This window comes from Streptomyces sp. AcH 505, from assembly GCF_000818175.1.
Lineage (GTDB): Bacteria > Actinomycetota > Actinomycetes > Streptomycetales > Streptomycetaceae > Streptomyces.
The window spans coordinates 4,663,053-4,683,525 of the sequence record NZ_JTIY01000001.1; the positions used below are offsets into that span (position 1 = coordinate 4,663,053).

The window sequence follows — 20,473 nt, forward strand, 5'->3', positions numbered from 1 at the left end:
GGAGGCCGTACGGCACGCCGATGTGGCCGGCACCGCCTGGTACACCGACGGGGCCGACGGCGCCCTGGTCGTCACGGCCGACAGCACCGTCTCGTCCGCCGAGATCGCCGGACTGCGGGAGGCGGCCGGACCCGGAGCGGGGGCGCTGCGCGTCGAGCGGGTCGCGGGCAGGATCTCCCCGCTCATCTCCGGCGGCGACCCGGCGTCGGCCACCGGCTGGCGCTGCTCGGCCGGCTTCAACGTCCGCAAGGGCGCCACGTACTACTTCCTGACCGCGGGGCACTGCACCGAACGCAGCTCGTCCTGGTACACCAACGCCTCCCACTCCGTCCGTATCGGCCCCACGGCGGGCTCCAGCTACCCGGGCAACGACTACGGCATCGTGCGCTACGCCAACACCTCGCTCCGGCACCCCGGCACGGTCGGCAGGACCGACATCACCGCGGCGGCCGAGGCGGCCGTGGGCATGCGCGTCACCCGCAGGGGCTCCACCACCGGTGTGCACAGCGGGACCGTGCTCGGTCTTCACACCACCGTCAACTACGGCGGCGGCCACATCATCTCCGGGCTGATCCGCACCAACGTCTGCGCCGAACAGGGCGACAGCGGCGGCTCGTTGTACTCCGGCGGCCGGGCCGTCGGTCTGACGTCCGGCGGCACGGGCAACTGCCGCTCCGGCGGCACGACGTACTTCCAGCCGGTCACCGAGGCGCTCAAGGCCTATGGCGTACGGGTCTATTGAGAGTGATGTGCTGAAGCAGATGGAGACCGCGTGGCCGTATTGAGACCTTCGTGTGCGTGTCCTGGGACCGACCTTGTGTGCTACTGGCGAGTTTAGGAATAGTGGGCGGCTCATCCTCCGTGCCGGAACACCCCACTTGTCCCGGCACGGCCCCCCACAGGAGGCCTGTGTATGAAGCATCGGCACATATCCAAGAAGCGGGCGACGATGGCAGGCGGCGCTGTGGCCGCCCTGGTCGTGGCAGGAATCAGCTTCCAGACGGCCAACGCCAGTGAGGGAGCACCGCAGTTCGCGGTGAAGTCACTGTCCGCGACAGCGGCAGGGACGCTCTCCTCGCATCTGAACAAGGATCTGGGAAGCGACGCGGCCGGCTCGTACTACGACGCCAAGTCCAAGGCGCTCGTGGTGAACGTCGTCGACGACCAGGCGGCGGAGGTCGTCCGCCAGGCCGGCGGCAAGGCCAGAGTGGTGGAGAACTCCGCGAAGGAACTCACCGCCGCGCGCAAGACCCTGGCGGCGAAGGCGGCCATCCCGGGTACGTCCTGGTCCGTCGACCCGGTCAGCAACAAGGTCGTCGTCAAGGCCGACCGTACGGTCAAGGGCGCCCAGCTGACCAAGCTCAACAGCGTGGTCGACGGGCTCGGCGGCAAGGTCGAACTCAAGCGGTCGGCGGGGGAGTTCAAGCCCTTCGTCTCCGGCGGCGACGCCGTGACCGGACCCGTCCCCGGCGGTACGGCACGCTGCTCGGTCGGCTTCAACGTGACCGTGGGCGGCGCCCCGTACTTCATCACGGCGGGGCACTGCACGGCGGACATCCAGACCTGGTCCGACGCGCAGGGCAACCAGATCGGGACGACCGAGGGCTCGGACTTCCCGGGCCACGACTACGGCCTGGTCAAGTACAACGACGGCGTGGACCACCCCAGCGAGGTCAACCTCTACGACGGCAGCGCACAGCCGATCAGCGGGGCGGCCGAAGCGACGGTCGGCCAGTCCGTGACCCGCAGCGGCTCCACCACCCAGGTGCACAGCGGTACGGTCCTGGGGCTCGACGCCACCGTCAACTACGGCAACGGTGACATCGTCAACGGGCTCATCGACACCGATGTGTGCGCCGAGCCCGGCGACAGCGGCGGCTCGCTCTTCTCGGGCAGCTCCGCGATCGGGCTGACCTCGGGCGGCAGCGGTGACTGCAGCTCGGGCGGTGAGACGTTCTTCCAGCCGGCTACGGCGGCGCTCGCCGCGTTCGGCGCCGAGATCGGCTGACGCCGGTACCGGTCCGGTCGTAACGAGCGGTCATCGCGAGCAGTGACCAGGGAACCCGGTCCGCCGAACGGCGGGCCGGGTTCCTGTCGTCCCTACAGCGGTTGCCCCGGCTCTCCCGGCAGGCCGGGCGCCGATTCGGCGGTGACGACCCGCCGGTCCCGTGGCGGCTTGCGCAGCACGGTCGCGACGAGCGTGACCAGGGTGCCGCCCACCGCCCAGGCGCAGAGCACCAGCAGCGGCCCGGTGACCGCGTTGCCGCGGAAGTACGCGATCGACCTGGCCACCCAGGTCCCGGCGCCCGGTGGCAGCGCGGGCCCGATCGACCGCCAGAAGTCCGGCAGCAGCGGCAGCGGGAAGGCGCCGCCCGCGCTCGGATTGCCGGCGACGACGATCAGCAGGATGGCGAGACCGATACCGACGACGCCGAAGACCGCCTGCAGGGCCAGGGTGGCGGCGCCGACGGCGAACACCGTGAGCGCGCCGAGCCCCCACAGCCCGAACACGCTGCCCGGCAGGGCGTTCAGGATCGGTCCCGTGATCACCGCGCCGAGGATGCCTCCCACGACGGCGTACAGCGCCATCACACCCAGCCGGATCACGGCCCTGCTGCGGTTGGCCGGCCGCGCGCCCGCGCTGATCGCGAGGATCGCCGCGCACAGGTAGCCGCCGACGCACCAGCCGATGACGAGATAGAACGACGAGAGGCCGTCGGCGTCCTGGACGGTGGCGGGCGCGACGTCGTCGGGCCTGAGCGAGCGCTGCTGCTGTTGTTCGAGGCCGCCGAAGAGATTGAACAGGATGCTGGTCTCGGTGGAGCCCTGCCCCGAGGCGATCAGCAGGGTGTCGGTGCTCGACCGGGGGTCGACGAGGAGAGCGGCGTCGATGTCGCGGTTCAGCATCTGCTTGCGCGCCGTCTTCTCGTCCGGGAGCACCCGGGGGTCCAGCGGACTGCCCGAGAGCTGCTTCAGCTCCCCGGCCAGCTGGGTGGCGGTCTGCCCGGGGGCGACGACGGCGACCTTGATGTCCGTCGGCTTCGGATGGTGCAGGGCGCCGACGTACGAGGCGATGAACAGCAGTTGCAGCGCCAGCACACCGATGATGAGCAGCGCTGCCCGTGGGGTGACGGCGGTCTTCACCTCGTCGACGAATGTCATGTCCCCACCGTCCTGGGCGCGCGGTATCCGCGCAGGTGGGGAGAGTCTGAATGGCGTAAGGACGGCCACGGGCGGGCCCGGGGAGCCGGGAGGCCAGGCGTCCCACGGGTATCGCACGCACGTTCGAAACTTGGTCTATGGTGGAACTCGGGGAGGCGAGCAGGACTGATCCAGGACGACCCAGGAGGTGCGGATGCCCGGGTTCACGCATCTGCACACCGTGTCCGGTTTCTCCCTGCGGTACGGCGCCTCCCACCCGGAGCGGCTCGCGGCGCGCGCCGCCGAACGGGGCATGGACGCCTTGGCGCTCACCGACCGCGACAGCCTCGCCGGCGCCGTCCGCTTCGCCAAGGCGTGCGCCGTGGAAGGGGTGCGCCCGCTGTTCGGGGTGGATCTCGCGGTGGGTGAGCGGGCGCGCGAGGAGGGCCCCACCTCGCGCAGGCGCACCCCCGTGCGCGGCGGTGCCTTCATCGACGAATCGGCGCCGCGCGCCGTCTTCCTCGCCCGGGACGGCGCGGCCGGCTGGGCCGACCTGTGCCGGCTGGTGACCACGGCGCACGCGGCGGGGGAGGGCGGCCCGCTGCTGCCGTGGCGCGACAACCACGGCGCGGGACTCACCGTCCTGCTCGGCCCCGACTCGGAGATCGGCCGTGCCGTCGCCGCCGGCCGCCCCGACCGGGCCGCCAGGCTGCTCGCGCCCTGGCGGGAGGTCTACGGCGACGCGCTGCGGCTGGAGATCGTCCACCACGGGCGTACCGGCACGGGCCCTGGATCGCTGCGGCACGCCGCCCGCACCCTCGGTTTCGCCGCCGAACAGGGCGTACGGCCCGTGCTCGGCAACGCCGTCCGGTACGCGGACGCCGGGCAGGGCCCGGTCGCCGACGTACTGGACGCGGCCCGCAGGCTGATCCCCATCGATCCGCGCCGCGGCCTGGACACCGGGGAACGCTGGCTCAAGGACCCGGAGGCGATGGCGCGTACCGCCGAGCTGGTCGCCGAGGCCGCCGGATTCCGGCGTGACATCGCGCACCGGCTGCTCGCCATGACCGAGGAGACGGCGGCGAGCTGTCTCGTCGACCCCGAGGACGACCTGGGGATCGGCACCGTCCACTTCCCCGAACCCCGGCTGGTCGGCGCCGACCGGCGCAGCGCCTCACGGGTGCTGCGCTCGCGCGCCGCCGCCGGGATGGTGCTGCGCGGCTACGACCGGCGCGCCGACCACCGCGTGTACTGGTCCCGGATGGAGGCCGAGCTGCGCACGATCGACACGATGGGGTTCGCCTCGTACTTCCTCACCGTCGCCGGCGTCGCCGACGACATCCGGGGGATGGGCATCCGGGTCGCCGCCCGCGGCTCGGGCGCCGGCTCCCTGGTCAACCATCTGCTGGGCATCGCCCACGCCGATCCGGTCGCGCACGGACTGCTGATGGAACGTTTCCTCTCCACCCGGCGCCCCGGTCTCCCCGACATCGACATCGACGTGGAATCGGCCCGGCGGCTTGAGGTGTACCGCGCGATCCTCGACCGGTTCGGCGGTGAGCGGGTCGCCGCCGTCGCCATGCCCGAGACCTACCGGGTGCGCCATGCCGTACGGGACGTCGGCGCAGCCCTGTCCATGGACCCGGCCGAGATCGACCGGATCGCCAAGGCGTTCCCGCACATCCGCGCCCGGGACGCCCGTACGGCGATGGCGGAGCTGCCCGAGCTGCGCGAGGTCGCCGGGCAGCAGGAGCGGCACGGCAGGCTCTGGGAGCTGGTGGAGGCGCTGGACGCGCTGCCGCGCGGGATCGCCATGCACCCGTGCGGGGTGCTGCTCTCCGACGCGTCGCTGCTGCGCCGTACGCCGGTGGTGCCGACCAGCGGCGAGAGCTTCCCGATGTCCCAGTTCGACAAGGAGGACGTGGAGGATCTCGGACTGCTCAAGCTCGATGTCCTCGGGGTGCGGATGCAGTCGGCGATGGCGCACGCCGTCGCCGAGATCGAGCGCGCCACCGGTGACGCCGTGGACATCGACGACCCGGCGCAGGTGCCCGAGGGCGACCCGGCGACCTACGACCTCATCCGCTCGGCCGAGACCCTGGGCTGCTTCCAGATCGAATCGCCGGGCCAGCGCGATCTGGTGGGCAGGCTGCAGCCCGCCACCTTCCACGACCTGGTGGTCGACATCTCGCTCTTCCGGCCCGGCCCGGTCGCCGCCGACATGGTCCGGCCGTTCATCGAGGCCCGGCACGGCAGGGCGCCGATCCGCTATCCGCACCCGGACCTGGAGGCGCCGCTGCGCGAGACCTACGGGGTGGTCGTCTTCCACGAGCAGATCATCAGGATGGTGGACATCATGACCGGCTGCGGCCGTGAGGAGGCCGACAAGGTGCGTCGGGGGCTCTCCGACCCGGAGTCGCAGGGCCGGATCCGCGCCTGGTTCGAACAGCGGACCGTGGAGCGCGGGTACGCGCCGGAGGTGGTGGCGCGCGCCTGGGCGATCGTCGAGGCGTTCGGCTCGTACGGCTTCTGCAAGGCGCACGCGGTCGCCTTCGCCGTACCGACGTACCAGTCGGCCTGGCTCAAGGCGCACCATCCCGCCGCCTTCTACGCCGGGCTGCTCACCCATGACCCGGGGATGTATCCCAAGCGGCTGCTGCTGGCGGACGCGCGGCGGCGCGGGGTGCCGGTGCTGCCGCTGGATGTGAACGCGTCGGCGGCCACTCATAGAATCGAACTGGTGTCTGATAGTGGTGAGGTTGGAGGCGGGGTTGGAGAGGGCGGGGTCCCGGTATGGGGGCTGCGGCTCGCGCTCTGCGACGTCCACGGCATCAGCGAGGCGGAGACCGCGCGGATCGAGGCGGCGCAGCCGTACTCCTCGCTGCTGGACTTCTGGCAGCGGGCCAGGCCCAGCCGTCCGGTGGCCGAACGGCTGGCGCAGGTCGGGGCGTTGGACCGGTTCGGCGCCAACAGGCGTGATCTGCTGCTGCATCTGTCCGAGCTGCACGGCGCGCAGCGCAGGACGGGCGCCGGCCACGGCGACCAACTCCCGCTCGGGGGCGGGCAGCGGACCGCGCCCGCCGGCCTGCCCGACCTGGGCGACGCCGAACGGCTCAGCGCCGAGCTGGGCGTCCTCGGCATGGACGCGTCCCGCCATCTGATGGGGGACCACCACGCGTTCCTGAAGGAGCTGGGAGTGATGTCCGCCAAGCGGCTGCGGGCGGCGCCGCACGGCAGCACCGTCCTGGTCGCCGGCGCCAAGGTGGCCACCCAGACCCCGCCGATCAGGTCGGGCAAGCGGGTCATCTTCACGACGCTCGACGACGGTACGGGCCTGGTCGACCTCGCCTTCTTCGACGACAGCCACGAGGCGTGCGCGCACACCGTCTTCCACTCCTGGCTGCTGCTGGTACGCGGGGTGGTGCAGCGCAGGGGGCCGCGCAGCCTCAGCGTGGTGGGCGCCGCCGCGTGGAATCTGGCGGAACTGGTGGAGCTGCGGGAGCGAGGCGGCCTCGACGCGGTGGCGGCGGCCCTCAACGAGCCCGCCGAGCAGCCTGTCGCGGCCGACGGGTCCGCCGACAACGGCCGGCGCATCCAACTGCCCACCGGGTACGAGATGAACCCGTGGGCCGACCTCCGTCCTGCGGGCGAGGGCGTGCCGACCGGCCAGAAGCTGCGCAAGCTGTGGCATTCGAGCCCGGGGAGCGCCGGATGATCCTCTGCGTACGGTTCCACCACTCGCACGCGCAGTCCCACGATGACGCCGTCGACGCCGTTGACGCCGTCGACGTGACCCCGCTGCTCGGGCTGATCGAGGACATCAGCCCGGTCGTCCAGGCGCTGCCGCCGGACTCCGCGCTCGTCGATGTGCGCGGCGCCCAGCGGTACTTCGGGCAGGACGCGGCCGGGATCGCCGCCGTGCTGCGGGTACGGGCACTCGCGCACGCCGGGGCGGGCTGCACGATCGGGGTGGCCGGCACCCCGATGCTGGCCAGGATGGCCGCGCGGGAAGCCGGGCGGGGAACGACGCTCGTGGTGCCGGACGACGAGCGCGCCGTCCAGCGGTTCCTGGCGCCCCGGCCGGTCGCCGCGCTGCCCGGGATCGGTACGGCGACGGCGCGGGCGCTGGGCTCGTACGGCATCGACACCGTGGGGAAGGCGGCGGCCGTACCGCTGTCGACCCTGCAGCGGGTCATCGGGACGCGCCGGGGCCGCGAGGTGTACGAGAAGGCGCACGGCGTGGACGGCGCGCCGGTCGTCCCGAACGCGGCCTCCCGCTCGCTCGCCGCCGAACGGTCCTTCCCCCGCGACGAGTTGGACCAGGAGCGGCACCGGCGCGCGCTGCTCTCGATCACCGAGGAGCTGGGCGTGCGGATGCGCGGTTCCGGTCAGGTGTGCCGGTCGCTCACACTCACCGTGCGCTACGCCGACCGCTCCACCACCGTCCGCACCCGCGCGCTGCGCGAACCGACCGCCCACTCGGGGGCGCTCACCGCCGCCGCGTACCGGATCCATGAGTCGCTCGGGCTGCAACGGGCCCGGGTGCGGGCGCTCTCGGTGCGGGCCGAGGACCTGCTCCCCGCCGAACGGGCCACCCGGCAGCTGACGTTCGACCCGGTGGACGACCGGGCGCGCCGGATCGAGGAGGTCGCCGACCTCGTACGCGCCAAGTTCGGCCCGCAGACGCTGTTCCCGGGATCGCTGGCCGCGTGAGCCCGGCAGCCGCCCGGTCAGCGGGGGGCGGTGAACGCGCGGCGGGCGTACGCGACGAACTCCCGTACGGCGGGGGTCTGGGTGTCCCGCCAGACCAGCGAGAGCAGAGCCGGGGCCTGGGCGTCCTCGATGATGCGGCCGCCGAGCCGGTCGCCGTAGCGCGCGGCCATCGACTCGCTGAGGACGGCGACGCCGAGCCCGCGGGCGGCCAGCTCGGCGATGGCGTCGGAGGCGCTGGCCTGGAGCGTGATCACCGGGTGGAGGTCCTGGGCGGCGCAGGCCCGGTCGAAGACCGTGCGCAGTCCGGTACCCGGCGGCATGCACACGATCGGGTGGGCGCACACGTCACGCAGGGTGATCCGCTTCGGTTTCGTCAGCGGATGTCCGGCCGGAACCGCGACGACGAGCCGTTCGCTGACGATCGTCAATGACTCAAGCCCCTCGGGGGCGGGGGCCGCGGTGCCGACGAGGGCCAATTCGATGCTGCCGGCGCGCACTTCCTCGGCCAGCCGCTCGGAGTTGTCCTCCAGGAGGGAGATCTCCACCCCGGGATGCGTCCGGTGGAAGGCGGCGAGGGCTTCGAACAGCGGGGTGAGCGTGCAGCCGATGACCATTCCGACGGTGAGCCTGCCCCGGATCAGATCGGTCACCTCGCCCACCGCCTGACCGACAGCGCCCGCGGCGGCGAGCGCGGCCCGCGCCGGTCCGAGCGCGGCCTTCCCCGCGACGGTGAGGACCGTCGTGCGCGCCGACCGGTCGAACAGCTCGGCGCCCAGCTCCCGTTCCAGCTGGCGGATCTGGGCGCTGACACCGGACTGGCTGATGTGCACCCGCTCGGCGGCCCGGGTGAAGTTCCGCTCCTCGGCGACCGCGACGAAGTATTCGAGCTGCCTCAAGTCCATGAGTGTTGATTCTAGCTTCCAGCAGGACCATCTGTTGGACTTCTGGTGCGGGGGTGACCAGGCTGGGAATCACCGAAGCCCCTGGCGTGAGGAGAAAGTCATGACGGAGTACGAGAAGGCCATGCGCCCCGAGGACATCACCCGGCTGTTCGTCGAACGGTCCAACGCGGGCGACGCCGCCGGGGTCGCCGAACTCTACGAACCGGACGCGGTGCTGGCGTACCCGCCCGGCGGGCGGACGGTCGGCCGGGAGGCGATCCGCGCGCTGTGGGAGAAGGTGCTGGCGGGCCGGCCGCACTTCGAGCAGGAGGAACCGCTGCCGACCCTGCTGAGCGGTGACATCGCGCTCACCTCGACACCGCCCAAGGACGGGTCGGGAGCCCGTGCGCAGGTCGTCAGGCGCCAGCCGGACGGAAGCTGGCTGCGGCTGCTGGACCAGCCCGAGTTCACCCCTCCCGCCGGCTGATCGCCCTCGGGTCTTCCCCGGGCGCGCGCCAGTTCGATGCCCGATCCCGGCAGGTGTTGCTGCCGGGATCGCGGGACGCGGGAGATTACCGTGCTGTCGTCGCAGTTTTTACCGACGCGTAACTTCCCCCCGCTTTCTACTGGCACGTAACTTGGCATGAACACAGCCATCCTTGTGGTCCGGGCCATATGGCTGCCAGTCATCGCCATTCCCTTGAGCCGCAAGGAGACCGCCCGATGCTGCCCTGGAAACGCGCACTCGGACCACTGGCCGCGCTGCTGCTCGCAGCCACCGCCACCCTGACCGCCGCCCCGGCCGCTTCCGCCGCCCCGCTCGCCGCCTCGGCGCCGAGCAGCGGCTGGAACAACTACTCCTGCAAACCGTCCGCGGCCCACCCGCGTCCGGTCGTCCTCGTCCACGGCACCTTCGGCAACGGCGTCGACAACTGGCTCGCCCTCGCCCCGTACCTGGTGAACCGCGGCTACTGCGTCTTCTCCCTCGACTACGGCCAACTCCCGGGCGTGCCGCTCATCTACGGCATCGGCCCCATCGACGCGTCGGCGGGTCAGCTCGCCACCTTCGTCGACAAGGTGCTCGCCGCCACTGGGGCGCCCAAGGCCGATCTGGTCGGCCACTCGCAGGGCGGCATGATGCCGCGCTACTACCTCAAGTTCCTCGGCGGCGCCGCGAAGACGAACGCCATGATCGGCATCGCCCCCGACAACCACGGCACCACGCTGAACGGCCTCACCGCGCTGCTGCCGTACTTCCCCGGCGCCAAGGACCTGCTGACCATGGCGACCCCGGGCCTCGCCGACCAGGTGGCGGGCTCACCCTTCCTCACCAAGCTCAACGCGGGCGGCGACACCCAGCCGGGCGTGCACTACACGGTGATCGCCACCCGCTACGACGAGGTCGTCACGCCGTACCGCAGCCAGTTCCTGACCGGACCCGACGTGCGCAACGTGCTGCTCCAGGACCTGTGCCCGGTCGACCTCTCGGAGCATGTGGCGATCGGTACGGTCGACCGGATCGCGTACCACGAGGTGGCCAACGCCCTGGATCCCGCCCACGCCACCCCGACCACCTGCGCCTCGGTCGTCGGCTGACCCGACGACCGGCTGACGCCACAACCGTCCGGATGGCAGGGTGGGGAAATGGCGGAGCTCTGGGACCCCGCGGCGGCCGGAGTTCTCCGGCTGCCGTCCGGGCGGCTGGTACGGGGACGGGGGTTGCGGCGGGCGATGCCCGCCGGGGCCGTCCCGGCGTTCGGCGTCTATCTGTTGGGCAAGCCGCCGCCCGAAGTCCCCTGGGAGAGCCGGTGGTTGCGCTGGCCCGACTTCCGGTTGCCCGCCGACCGGGAGCGGGCCGTCGCGCTGTTCGCCGACGTGTGGGAGCGCGCGGCGAGTGAGCGCGTCGAGGTCGCCTGCGGCGGCGGACGGGGCAGGACCGGCACGGCGCTGGCCTGCCTCGCCGTTTCGACGGCGTCCCCGCGGACCGGGCCGTGGCGTATGTGCGGCGGCATTACGAAGCGCGCGCCGTGGAGACGCCGTGGCAACGGCGTTACGTCGCGCGCTTCGGTCAGCCGTCCTAGCCGTCAGCGGCTGTGCCGGCCGCCGGTGGCGACCGCCTTGCGCCGGGTCGTACCGAACATGATGGCCGCGCCGAGCGCGAGCGCCGCCGCCCCGCCGATCGTGTAGATCGGGGTGTTGCTGTCGCTTCCCGTCTCGGCCAGATTGTCCTGCGAGGCGGTCGGCTGTGCGACCACCGCGTCGGCGTTGGTGACGACGGGGTCGTTGCCCTCTTCGCCCGCGTACTCGTCGCCCTCGTCCGCCGGCTCGGCCGCCGCCGGAGCGGCGGGGTGGGTCGCGCCGCCCTCGTGGCCGGTGTGGTCGACGGACGACTTGTCGGCGCCGTCGGCGACCTGCTCGTTCGTGGGGGCCGAGGCGGTCGGCGCCGCACCGGCCGGGGCGCCGTTGTCCTGGCCGAAGACCACGTCCGAGCAGGTGTAGAACGCCTCGGGGCTGTCGGAGCGCTGCCAGATCGAATAGATCAGGTGGCGGCCCGACTTGTTGGGGACGATGCCGTCGAAGACGTAGTCACCGTTGACCAGCTTCGGGTCGGTGACCTTCAGGAAGGGCGTGTCCTCCAGGTCCGACCACTTCAGCGGCTTGGCGGGGTCGTAGCCGTCCTTGGTGATGTACAGCTCGAAGGAACCCCTGTGCGGGGCGGTCGCCTTGTAACGGAACGTCCGGTTGCCCGCGTTGAGCTTCGTGGACGGCCAGTCGGCGCGGGCCAGGTCGAGCCCCTTGTACTTGTCCCTGCCCGCGCTGCACAGCTTGCCGTCGGGTATCACCTGACGGCTGTTCCCCGCGGCGTCGGGGAGGTTGACCTCGTTCCAGTCGTAGAACGGCTGGGTGCCGCCGGCCGCGACAGCGGCCTTGCAGGCGGCGGACTGCGGCTGCTCGGGCCCCTCGGCGTAGCAGGCGGCGACGCGGCTGACCGGGTCCGTCATCGACCCGTGGGCGACGGCGGGTACCGAGGTCAGACCGACCACGGCGAGCGGGACGAAGCCCAGGACGACTACCCCGGCAGCCTTGCGACGAGCGGTCATGTACGGGTTCTCCTTCGGGGCGGTGCAGAGCCAAGAGAGCGGGGCGGGATTCGTGCCGACGGCGTGACCTCCCGTGTCGGGCGCCACCGGATCCGAACCCGCCCCGGCGATCAGCAAGTTATCCGCTCCAAACCTCGAAATCCCCCGCCAGGAGGGGCCGGTTCCCATCCTTATGCTCCGCTTAAGGAACCACTAAGGACCGGCACAGGCCGGTGCCCGTCCGGGGCCGGGCTCGCGGAGGACGGGCGTTGTCAGTGGGGGGTGCCAGGATCGGATCATGACCTCGATCGACTGGAACGCCGAAGCCGGCACCTTCGACCAGGAGCCCGACCACGGGCTGCTGGACCCCGCCGTGCGGGCCGCCTGGGACGGGCGGCTCGGGGGGTGGCTGCCCCGGGAGCCGGCCGATGTGCTCGATCTCGGGTGCGGCACGGGCAGCCTGGCGCTGCTCGCCGCCGAGCGGGGGCATCGGGTCACCGGGGTCGATCTCTCGCCCCGGATGGTGGAGCTGGCGCGCCGCAAGCTGGCGGGGACGGGCGCCGATGTGCTGGTCGGCGATGTCCAGGCGCCGCCGGTGGCGGGGCGCACCTTCGACGTGGTGCTGGCCCGGCACGTGCTGTGGGTGGTGGACGACCCCGAGGCGGTCCTGCGGCAGTGGGTCTCGCTGCTGCGGCCCGGTGGCAGGCTGGTGCTGGTCGAGGGGGTCTGGGCGGGGACGGGGCTGCCCGCGACCCGGGTCGTCCGCGCGCTCGGTCCGCTCGCCGAGCGCGTCCATCACGAGCCGCTGTCGGACGACCCGGCGCTCTGGGGCCGGGCCGTGGACGACGAGCGGTACGCGGTGGTCGCGCGCACCGCCGCCACGCCGCGCCACCGCGAAGTGGTCGACGTCCATCTGATCCTGCGCCGGGGCGACGAGGTGCTGCTCGCCCGCCGCGCCGGCACCGGTTACGCCGACGGGCTGCTCAACGGGCCTTCGGGGCATGTGGAGGACGGTGAGGACGTCCGTACGGCCATGATCCGCGAGGCGGCCGAGGAGATCGGCGTCGAACCGGACCCGGAGGATGTGCGGGTCGCCCTGGTCATGCAGCATCGCGGCCCCGGCGGCAATCCCCGGATCGGCTGGTTCTTCGAGGTCGCCTACGGCAAGGGCGGCGAGCCGTACAACCGCGAGCCGGACAAGTGCTCGGGGCTCTCCTGGCACCCGCTGGACGACCTGCCGGACGACATGGTCGCCTACTGCCGGGCCGCCCTCGACGCCTACCGCGCGGGCGAGCGGTTCCTCGTCCACTGGCATGAGGACGACGACCCCGTCGCGTACCGGCCCGAGGGAGCGCGCCGGGCGGTGCACCTTCCGCCCAGCGGGCCGTGGGGGACAATCGCCGGGTGACCCTGAAGATCGTGATCGACCCGGCAGCCACCCCCGCGCCGTACGAGCAGCTGCGTACGCAGATCTCGGCGCAGGCCCGCAAAGGCACCCTGCCGGTCGGCTACAAGCTGCCGACCGTGCGGGGACTCGCCGAGGAGCTGGGCCTCGCCGCCAACACCGTCGCCAAGGCGTACCGGGCCCTGGAGAGCGACGGGGTGATCGAGACCCGTGGCCGCAACGGCACCTTTGTCGCCGCGGCGGGCGACGCGGCCGAGCGTGGGACGGCCGCCGCCGCGCAGGCGTACGCGGACCGGGCCCTGCGCCTCGGGCTCAGCAAGGCGGCGGCGCTGGCGGCCGTCGAGGACGCCCTGCGGGCCGCCTACGCCAACAAGCCGTAGCCGTACCCGTAGACGTACCCGTAGCCGCGTCGCGCGCCCTCAGAGGTACAGGCCCGCCTCGCCCGGCTGCCGCGCCGGGACCGACGCCGGGCCGTGGCCCCGCCGCAGAGCGTACAGCTCGGCGAGCGTCGCGCCCTCGCGGCCCACCGTGCCGTCCCAGTCGCCTTCCTCGCGGCCGAGCCACGCCATCGACTCCGCGCGGGTCAGCGACCCCACCTCGATCCTGGCCAGACAGCGCCCCGGCCTGACCACCGCCGGGTGCAGCCGCTCCAGGTCCTCGTTGGTCGTCACCCCCACCAGCACATTCCGGCCCTGGCCGAGCAGCCCGTCGGTCAGGTTCAGCAGCCGCGACAGCGCCTGGCCTGCCGTGTGCTTGGCCTCGCCGCGGATCAGTTCGTCGCAGTCCTCCAGGAGCAGCAGCCGCCAGCGGCCCTTCGCCGAGCCGTCGTCCTCGCCGATCGCGATGTCCATCAGATAGCCGACGTCGTTGAACAGCCGCTCGGGGTCCAGCACGCAGTCCACCTGGCACCAGTCGCGCCAGGAGCGGGCCAGGGTGCGCAGCGCCGAGGTCTTGCCGGTGCCCGGCGGGCCGTGCAGCAGGAGCAGCCGTCCGGCGATGTCGTCGGGCGTGACCTTCATCAGCTGATCCAGCGCGTCGGCCACCGGCGCCGTGTAGTTGGCCCGCACGTCGTCCCAGGTGCCGGCGGCGATCTGGCGGGTGGTGCGGTACGGGCCGCGCCGCGGCGACACGTACCAGAACCCCATGGTCACGTTCTCGGGCTGGGGCTCCGGTTCGTCCCGGGCGCCCTCGGTCGTCCGGCCGTGGATCTGCTCGGCGAGTTCGGCGCTGACCGCCGTCACCGTCACATCGGCGCCGTGGTTCCAGCGGGAGACCAGCAGCGTCCAGCCGTTGCCCTCGGAGAGCGTCGCGCTGCGGTCGTCGTCGCGCGCCGAGCGCAGCACGGTGGCGCCGGGCGGCAGCAGCGGGACCCCCGGCTTGACCCGGTCGATGGTGGAACTGTGCGAGAACGGCTGCTCGCCCGTCGCGAAGCGGCCGAGGAACAGCGCGTCGACGACATCCGAAGGGGAGTCGCTGTCGTCGACGGTGAGCCGGATCGGCAGTGCGTCCTGTGGCTTGGCAGACATGACGCCCATGATCCGGCACCGGGGCGGCCGGTGCACGGCCTTTTGTCCCGTGACCGTGGCGGCGGCCACGGCGGCGATCTGTCCAACTCGCCCTGAAATCGGCAGGATAGGGTGATCTTCGCGGCAACTCGTATGGGTGTGCTTAATGCTGCAGGCGGGATACACGAGTGTCGGGTGGGAGCGATAGGGTTAACCTGCCCGGGTCGGGTGCCCTCGTACGGGTGGGGAGTGACATGGAACAGATAACAGTGCACAGCAGGGCGCGAGTCCCTGCGATCACATGCGGGAGCAGCGCGACGAGTTCGCGCCTCGACCGCCATCTCTCGGTGCTCGGCGGCCCTGCCGTCCCACAGCGTGAGACGGCGGAAGCGACGCTTCTGATGCGTGAGCTGACCTCGCGTTCGAGCGACGAGACGGAGGCCCGCAGCAAGAGCAAGAGCGCGCGTGTCTCGCTCTTCGCGCCCCTGCGGCGTCTGCGCCGCTCGCTGTTCGGCAGCCGCCGCTGACTCCACTCCCGACCCCACGGCGATCCACAACCCGCTCGGGCGAGTACGCCGTCCGACGCAGTGCCGCGCTCATTTCACCCGTTCTCCCCGACGGTCCGCGGCAGTGCGTCGGTGTCAAGTCCCCCTAGATGGGGGCGAATCAGATCAGGGCGAACTGCCCTTCCGGCCCTTCCTCGTGATGATCGAAGACCGAGGCGGGACGCCGCGCTGCCGAGGGCACCGGCAGAACCCCGGCGGCCGTCAGCTCGTCCCGGCCGATCCCGGGCCCCTTCCGCACCTTCTCCCGCAATTCCCGTGTCGGTGCGCGCAGTTCGGCGAGCAGCGTCAGAATCGTGATCAACTCCAGCAGCTCGGACGTCCATTCGGGCAGCCAGCCGGCCGGCCGGATCGCCGCCAGCCCCTCGATCCCGTCCTCCGGCACGGCCGTACGCCGCTCGAACCACAGCTCAAGCACCCGCACCCCGCCCACCGTGAACTCCCAGGCCCCTGCGGACACGGGAGAGATACGCCCCTCCCCGACGAGCAGCGTCTGCCCGTCCGGTTCGAATCCCAGCGTCTCGGCCCTGCCGGTGACGGCGGCACGCACATAGGGCCGGCGGCCGCCCGGCAGCCGGGGACGCTCGCCGCCGTGCGCCCCGCGCAACTGCGCGCGCGTCATCCGCTCGCCGAGGCCGACCCCCGCCGCCCACAGCTCAGGATCGCCCGTCAGCGGCACCACACACCCGCTGGGCGACGGCTCGGCCACGGCGAGGGCCCAGGCCAGCACCTGCTCGGCGGTGACATCGAGGCCGTACCGGTCCGCCAGCAACTCCCGCAGCCCCGGGGCGAGATTGGGCTCCACGCCCCCCGGGCGGCGGTACAGGGGCCGGATCCTGCCCGGCCGCCCCGCCGGCGAACGGCCGTCCGGGAGCAGGGCGCCCACCAGCAGCGCGGGACCCGCCGCCCCCGGTACGTACCCCTGCTCGACGGCGAAGAGCTGCCGGTCGTCGGCGACCCGCCACAGCTCGGGACGCGCCGCGTCGATCAGCCGGTGGTCGGGGATCAGCCACTGCTCGTCGAACGGGCCATGGGTGATCCGCAGCGGCTCGGGGCACGGGCCCGACTCGCGGGCGAGGCGCGCCGTCGAGGTCGGGCGGCCCGGCAGCGCGGCGACCGCGCTGAGCGGCGTACGGGCCCTGGTCGGTACGAACAGTTCCTCGCGCTCGGCGCCTTCGGCCCGTATCAGCCGGTCCCAGCGGGCGATCAGCGAAGCGCGGTCCTGCGCCATGACCCAGGATCTGCCGAGCCGCAGCGGGGCCGCCGACCACGGCATCAGATCGCTCAGCGGCGGTGCGGTCGGCGAGGGCGTCGGCGGGGCCGTCATCCGGGCAAACCCTCCTTGTCGGCCACAGGTTCTGTGTGCGAAAGCCTAACGACCGGGTCCGTCAGTCCGCCTCGACGGTGACCGAGAAGGCGAACCGGTCGCCCCGGTAGTGGATCCGCGCCACATCCACCACCCGGCCGTCCTGGTCGTAGGTCACCCCCGTGTAGTGCAGGATCGGGCTGAGCAGCGGCACCTTCAGCAGCTCGGCGGTGGCCGGGTCGGCGAGCCTCGCCTCGACGGTGTCGGTGACCCGGCTGATCCGTACCCCGAGCGCGTCGCGCAGTACCTTCGTCATCGGCCAGCGCTCCAGATCGGCGATGTCGAGCCCGGCCGCGACGTCGGGACGGACCGCGTTGCGCGCCCAGTTGACCGGCTCGCCGCTCTCGCTGTCGCAGCGCAGCCGGGTGTACGACATGATCTCGTCGAGACCGGGGAAGTGCTCGGCGAGTTCGCCGGGCACCGGCGCCGGACCGTGGGCGAGGACCGTGGTGCGCTCCCCGGACTGCTGCGCCACGATCGCGTCGATCGACCCGAGCAGCCGGCGCGGAGCGCCGCGCCGGGCGCCGGGCTCGATGAAGGTGCCGCGCCGCCGGTGCCTGCTGATCAGCCCCTCGGTCTCCAGCTCCTTCAGGGCCTGCCGCATGGTCAGCACGCTGACCCCGTAGTGGGCCGCCAGCCGCTCCTCGGTGGGCAGCCGCAGGGGGTCCTGCGGGCGGCGGCCCAGGATCGAGGCGCGCAGCGACTGCGACACCTGGTACCACAGCGGCAGCTTGCGGTTCAGGGCCAGCGAGTCGGGGGCGAAGTCGGACACCGGCAGCTCCGTAAGCTCCGTAACGAGGTCAGGGCCTGAAGTGGCGTTGCAGACCCTGCCACACGTCGTCGTAGCGCTGTTGCAGGTGTCCGGCGTCGGCCGCCTGCTCGGTGACCGTCACCGGCCAGCGGGTCTCGAACATGAAGGCGAGCCCGTCGTCGATCTTCTGCGGCCGCAGCTCGGCCGCGCTCGCCCGCTCGAACGTCTCCCGGTCGGGGCCGTGCGCGGACATCATGTTGTGCAGCGAGCCGCCGCCCGGCACGAAGCCCTCCGCCTTGGCGTCGTAGGCGCCCTCGATGAGCCCCATGTACTCGCTCATCACGTTGCGGTGGAAGTACGGCGGCCGGAAGGTGTCCTCGCCGACCAGCCAGCGCGGCGCGAAGACCACGAAGTCGACGCCCGCGAGCCCCGGGGTGTCCGAGGGCGAGGTGAGGACCGTGAAGATCGACGGGTCCGGGTGGTCGTAGCTGATGGAGCCGAGGACGTTGAAGCGGCGCAGGTCGTAGACGTACGGCACATGGTTGCCGTGCCAGGCCACGACGTCCAGCGGTGAGTGGTCGTAGGTGGCGGACCAGAGGTTCCCGCAGAACTTGCTGATCACCTCGACCGGCCGTTCGACGTCCTCGTAGGCGGCGACCGGGGCGAGGAAGTCCCGCGCGTTCGCGAGGCCGTTGGCGCCGATCGGGCCGAGGTCGGGGAGCGCGAACGGACGGCCGTAGTTCTCGCACACATAGCCGCGGGCGCTCTCGTCCAGCAGCTCCACCCGGAAGCGGACCCCGCGCGGGACCAGCGCGATCTGCCCCGGCCGGGCGGCGAGCAGGCCGAGTTCGGTACGGAGCAGCAGGCCGCCGCGCTCGGGGACGATCAGCAGTTCGCCGTCTGCGTCGCTGAACACCCGGTCGGTCATGGGGGCGTTGGCGTGGTAGAGGTGCACGGCCATGCCGGTGCGCTGCGCCGCGTCGCCGTTGCCGCCCAGGGTCCACAGGCCGGCCAGGAAGTCGGTACCGGGGGCCGGTTCGGGGAGCGGGTTCCAGCGCAGCCGGTTCGGGTCGGCCGCCCTGCCCGTGAACGGCGCGCCCGCGAGGGCGCCGCCCGGCACCCGGACAAACGGCGGATGCGCCGCCGAAGGGCGGATGCGGTACAGCCACGAGCGGCGGTTGTGGGCGCGCGGCTCGGTGAAGGCGCTGCCGCTGAGCTGTTCCGCGTACAGCCCGAGCGGCGCGCGCTGCGGCGCGTTGCGGCCGTGCGGCAGGGCGCCCGGCACCGCCTCGGAGCTGTGTTCGTTGCCGAAGCCCGCGGAGTGGTCGAGCTCCGCTGCGGTCTTCCTGGCCTGTTCGATGCCGGTCATCATGCGCTCCCGTGCTGGGGATCCCCCGGAGTCTTCTGAATCCTATGGTCCACCGTAGGATTGCGACAGAGGGGCGTCAACGGTGCCGCGCGGGGACCCGTCGCCGATCCGGACCGGTCGCGCTTCGTCTACGACTCATGACTGTCAGGCGTCCACCGAACTTGCCGTATTGCTGTCGTGTTGTGGTAATTCCCGTGACAGGGGCGTTCCGCCTTGTCCCGTGGTGCCCTTTGGTATGGGGGACTACCTCTTCTTAACGGGCGGAACCCTCATGACTCGCGCCATCTCACTCAACAGCGTCAGCAAGGTGTACGGACGCACGGCACGCGCCGTCGACCGCTTCTCGCTCGACATCACGCCGGGGGAGTTCGTCGTACTCCTCGGTCCTTCCGGCTGCGGCAAGTCCACCGTCCTGCGCATGATCGCCGGGCTTGAGGACATCACCGAGGGGGAACTCCTTCTCGACGGTGAGTACTCGAACCTGGTGCCGCCCCGCGAACGCGGCATGGCCATGGTCTTCCAGAACTTCGCGCTCTACCCGAGCATGACCAACCGCGAGAACATCGGCTTCCCGCTGCGGCTGGAGAACCCGCACCTGGACAGCACCGAACGGGTCGAGGCGACCGCCCGGATGCTGGGCATCGAGAGCGTCCTCGACCGCTACCCGAGCCAGCTGTCCGGTGGTGAGCGGCAGCGGGTCGCGATGGGCAGGGCCATCTCCCGCCATCCGTCGGTCTTCCTGATGGACGAGCCGCTGTCCAACCTCGACGCGAAGCTGCGCAACCACCTGCGCGCCGAGATCGCCCAGCTCACCGGTGAACTGGGGGTCACCACGGTCTATGTGACGCATGATCAGGCGGAGGCGATGTCGCTCGGCGACCGGGTCGCCGTGATGCGCGGCGGGGTGCTGCAACAGGTCAGCCCGCCGCGCGAGGTGTACGCCCTGCCGGAGAACGTGTTCGTTGCCGCCTTCATCGGCACGCCGCGGATCAATCTGCTCCAGGCCGTCGTGTACGCGCCGCTGGACGGCCGGATGTCGATCAACCTCGGCAAGCAGCGGCTGCCGCTGCCCGAACCCCTCAGCCAGGAGCACCAGTTGCTCCGTATCCAGCAGGGCAGGGAGGTCATCGTGGGGCTGCGGTCCGAGGCGGTGCGGATCGCGCCGCCGAGCCAGGCGCGGCCCGGCGAGGTGGCGCTCAGCGGCCTGGTCGAGCATATGGAGTACCAGGGGCACGAGGCGCTGGTCCATCTCAACACCGGGTCCAAGGCGGCCGTCGTCACCGATCTCGAATCGCCGAGGCCGCGCACGGCGCCGCGCCGCCGTAAGAGCGGCGGCGGAGCGGGCGTGCTGGAGCGGCTCAAGGAGCGCGCCGCGGGCGCGGTCGCCCATGTCAGCGGCGGTTCCGTGGGGGTGCTCGACGAGCCGGAGCGGCGGCAGGAGGGTCCCGTGAGCTACACGGAGCGGCCCGCCATCGCCGCCGCCGACCTGGTCGTGCGGACCGGGCCCGACATGTGGCTGCGGCCCGGCGCCCAGGTGCCGCTCCTGGTCGATCTGGCGCATCTGTACGTCTTCGACAACTACGGCCGGCGGATCTGCCCGGCGCCGCGCGACCTGCCGGGGCTCGACGGGTGACCCGCACCGGGCCTGGGGTCTGTCGTGTGGATCGTGCCGGGCTCGCGGGCGCTGGCACCGCGCCTC

General features: G+C 72.1%; 17 protein-coding genes and 1 pseudogene. 11 read left to right on the plus strand and 7 right to left on the minus strand.

Annotation, left to right across the window (positions count from 1 at the left end):
• Together HY68_RS21305 and HY68_RS21310 are read left to right on the plus strand one after the other, a co-directional pair.
• The coding region (locus HY68_RS21305; protein WP_041996753.1) for a S1 family peptidase at nucleotides 1-742 on the plus strand (742 nt) is incomplete at its 5' end.
• A 171-nt stretch (nucleotides 743-913) separates the two neighbouring features.
• Nucleotides 914-2,008, plus strand: coding sequence for a S1 family peptidase (locus HY68_RS21310; RefSeq protein ID WP_041991202.1), 1,095 nt, complete (start codon nucleotides 914-916; stop codon nucleotides 2,006-2,008).
• Nucleotides 2,009-2,100: 92 nt separating this feature from the next.
• On the opposite strand, the gene HY68_RS21315 is transcribed toward HY68_RS21310, so the two are convergent.
• The gene (locus HY68_RS21315; RefSeq protein ID WP_041991204.1) at nucleotides 2,101-3,162 is read right to left on the minus strand and encodes an ABC transporter permease; all 1,062 of its coding nucleotides are present in this window, start codon (nucleotides 3,160-3,162) and stop codon (nucleotides 2,101-2,103) included.
• A 193-nt stretch (nucleotides 3,163-3,355) separates the two neighbouring features.
• Here HY68_RS21315 and HY68_RS21320 point away from each other — a divergent pair, with 193 nt between their 5' ends.
• Together HY68_RS21320 and HY68_RS21325 are read left to right on the plus strand one after the other, a co-directional pair.
• Complete coding sequence (locus tag HY68_RS21320; protein WP_041991206.1) at nucleotides 3,356-6,856, plus strand: DNA polymerase III subunit alpha; 3,501 nt, start codon at nucleotides 3,356-3,358, stop codon at nucleotides 6,854-6,856.
• A complete protein-coding gene (locus tag HY68_RS21325) occupies nucleotides 6,826-7,854 on the plus strand; it encodes a hypothetical protein (protein ID WP_241778637.1) in 1,029 nt (342 codons plus the stop codon). The genes HY68_RS21320 and HY68_RS21325 overlap by 31 nt, the downstream gene beginning before the upstream one ends.
• 17 nt (nucleotides 7,855-7,871) lie before the next feature.
• Here HY68_RS21325 and HY68_RS21330 read toward each other — a convergent pair whose 3' ends face one another.
• Nucleotides 7,872-8,756, minus strand: coding sequence for a LysR substrate-binding domain-containing protein (locus HY68_RS21330; RefSeq protein ID WP_041991208.1), 885 nt, complete (start codon nucleotides 8,754-8,756; stop codon nucleotides 7,872-7,874).
• Nucleotides 8,757-8,856: 100 nt separating this feature from the next.
• On the opposite strand from HY68_RS21330, the gene HY68_RS21335 reads away from it, so the two are divergent.
• The 3 genes and pseudogenes from HY68_RS21335 (at nucleotide 8,857) to HY68_RS45375 (ending at nucleotide 10,816) form a co-directional block, all read left to right on the plus strand.
• Nucleotides 8,857-9,222 carry a nuclear transport factor 2 family protein gene (locus HY68_RS21335; protein WP_041991210.1) on the plus strand — a complete coding sequence of 122 codons (366 nt, stop codon included), beginning with the start codon at nucleotides 8,857-8,859 and terminating at the stop codon, nucleotides 9,220-9,222.
• A 236-nt stretch (nucleotides 9,223-9,458) separates the two neighbouring features.
• Nucleotides 9,459-10,331, plus strand: a complete 873-nt coding sequence (locus HY68_RS21340; protein ID WP_041991212.1) for an alpha/beta fold hydrolase — start codon at nucleotides 9,459-9,461, stop codon at nucleotides 10,329-10,331.
• Nucleotides 10,332-10,379: 48 nt separating this feature from the next.
• Nucleotides 10,380-10,816, plus strand: a pseudogene (locus HY68_RS45375) (protein-tyrosine phosphatase family protein).
• A gap of 3 nt (nucleotides 10,817-10,819) precedes the next feature.
• On the opposite strand, the gene HY68_RS21350 reads toward HY68_RS45375, so the two are convergent.
• A complete protein-coding gene (locus HY68_RS21350; protein ID WP_041996757.1) occupies nucleotides 10,820-11,836 on the minus strand; it encodes a lytic polysaccharide monooxygenase in 1,017 nt (338 codons plus the stop codon).
• 277 nt (nucleotides 11,837-12,113) lie between these two features.
• Here HY68_RS21350 and HY68_RS21355 point away from each other — a divergent pair, with 277 nt between their 5' ends.
• Nucleotides 12,114-13,223 (plus strand): methyltransferase domain-containing protein, encoded by a 1,110-nt coding sequence (locus HY68_RS21355; protein ID WP_041991216.1) that lies wholly within the window; start codon nucleotides 12,114-12,116, stop codon nucleotides 13,221-13,223.
• Nucleotides 13,220-13,600, plus strand: a complete 381-nt coding sequence (locus HY68_RS21360) for a GntR family transcriptional regulator (RefSeq protein WP_041991218.1) — start codon at nucleotides 13,220-13,222, stop codon at nucleotides 13,598-13,600. The genes HY68_RS21355 and HY68_RS21360 overlap by 4 nt, the downstream gene beginning before the upstream one ends.
• Nucleotides 13,601-13,639: 39 nt before the next feature.
• Here the strand turns inward: HY68_RS21360 and HY68_RS21365 are convergent, their stop codons facing one another.
• Entirely contained in the window at nucleotides 13,640-14,746 is a 1,107-nt protein-coding gene (locus HY68_RS21365) for a DUF5925 domain-containing protein (RefSeq protein WP_041996760.1), read from the minus strand.
• Between the two features lie 233 nt (nucleotides 14,747-14,979).
• Here HY68_RS21365 and HY68_RS21370 point away from each other — a divergent pair, with 233 nt between their 5' ends.
• Nucleotides 14,980-15,252, plus strand: coding sequence for a hypothetical protein (locus tag HY68_RS21370; protein WP_041991220.1), 273 nt, complete (start codon nucleotides 14,980-14,982; stop codon nucleotides 15,250-15,252).
• 139 nt (nucleotides 15,253-15,391) lie between these two features.
• On the opposite strand, the gene HY68_RS21375 is transcribed toward HY68_RS21370, so the two are convergent.
• The 3 genes from HY68_RS21375 to hmgA form a co-directional block, all read right to left on the minus strand.
• Nucleotides 15,392-16,615 (minus strand): type ISP restriction/modification enzyme, encoded by a 1,224-nt coding sequence (locus HY68_RS21375; RefSeq protein WP_041991222.1) that lies wholly within the window; start codon nucleotides 16,613-16,615, stop codon nucleotides 15,392-15,394.
• Between the two features lie 61 nt (nucleotides 16,616-16,676).
• The gene (locus HY68_RS21380) at nucleotides 16,677-17,426 is read right to left on the minus strand and encodes a GntR family transcriptional regulator (RefSeq protein WP_041991225.1); all 750 of its coding nucleotides are present in this window, start codon (nucleotides 17,424-17,426) and stop codon (nucleotides 16,677-16,679) included.
• A 28-nt stretch (nucleotides 17,427-17,454) separates the two neighbouring features.
• Nucleotides 17,455-18,774, minus strand: coding sequence for a homogentisate 1,2-dioxygenase (gene hmgA, locus HY68_RS21385; protein WP_041991227.1), 1,320 nt, complete (start codon nucleotides 18,772-18,774; stop codon nucleotides 17,455-17,457).
• Between the two features lie 271 nt (nucleotides 18,775-19,045).
• On the opposite strand from hmgA, the gene HY68_RS21390 reads away from it, so the two are divergent.
• Nucleotides 19,046-20,407 carry an ABC transporter ATP-binding protein gene (locus tag HY68_RS21390; RefSeq protein WP_041991229.1) on the plus strand — a complete coding sequence of 454 codons (1,362 nt, stop codon included), beginning with the start codon at nucleotides 19,046-19,048 and terminating at the stop codon, nucleotides 20,405-20,407.
• Nucleotides 20,408-20,473 lie beyond the last annotated feature (66 nt).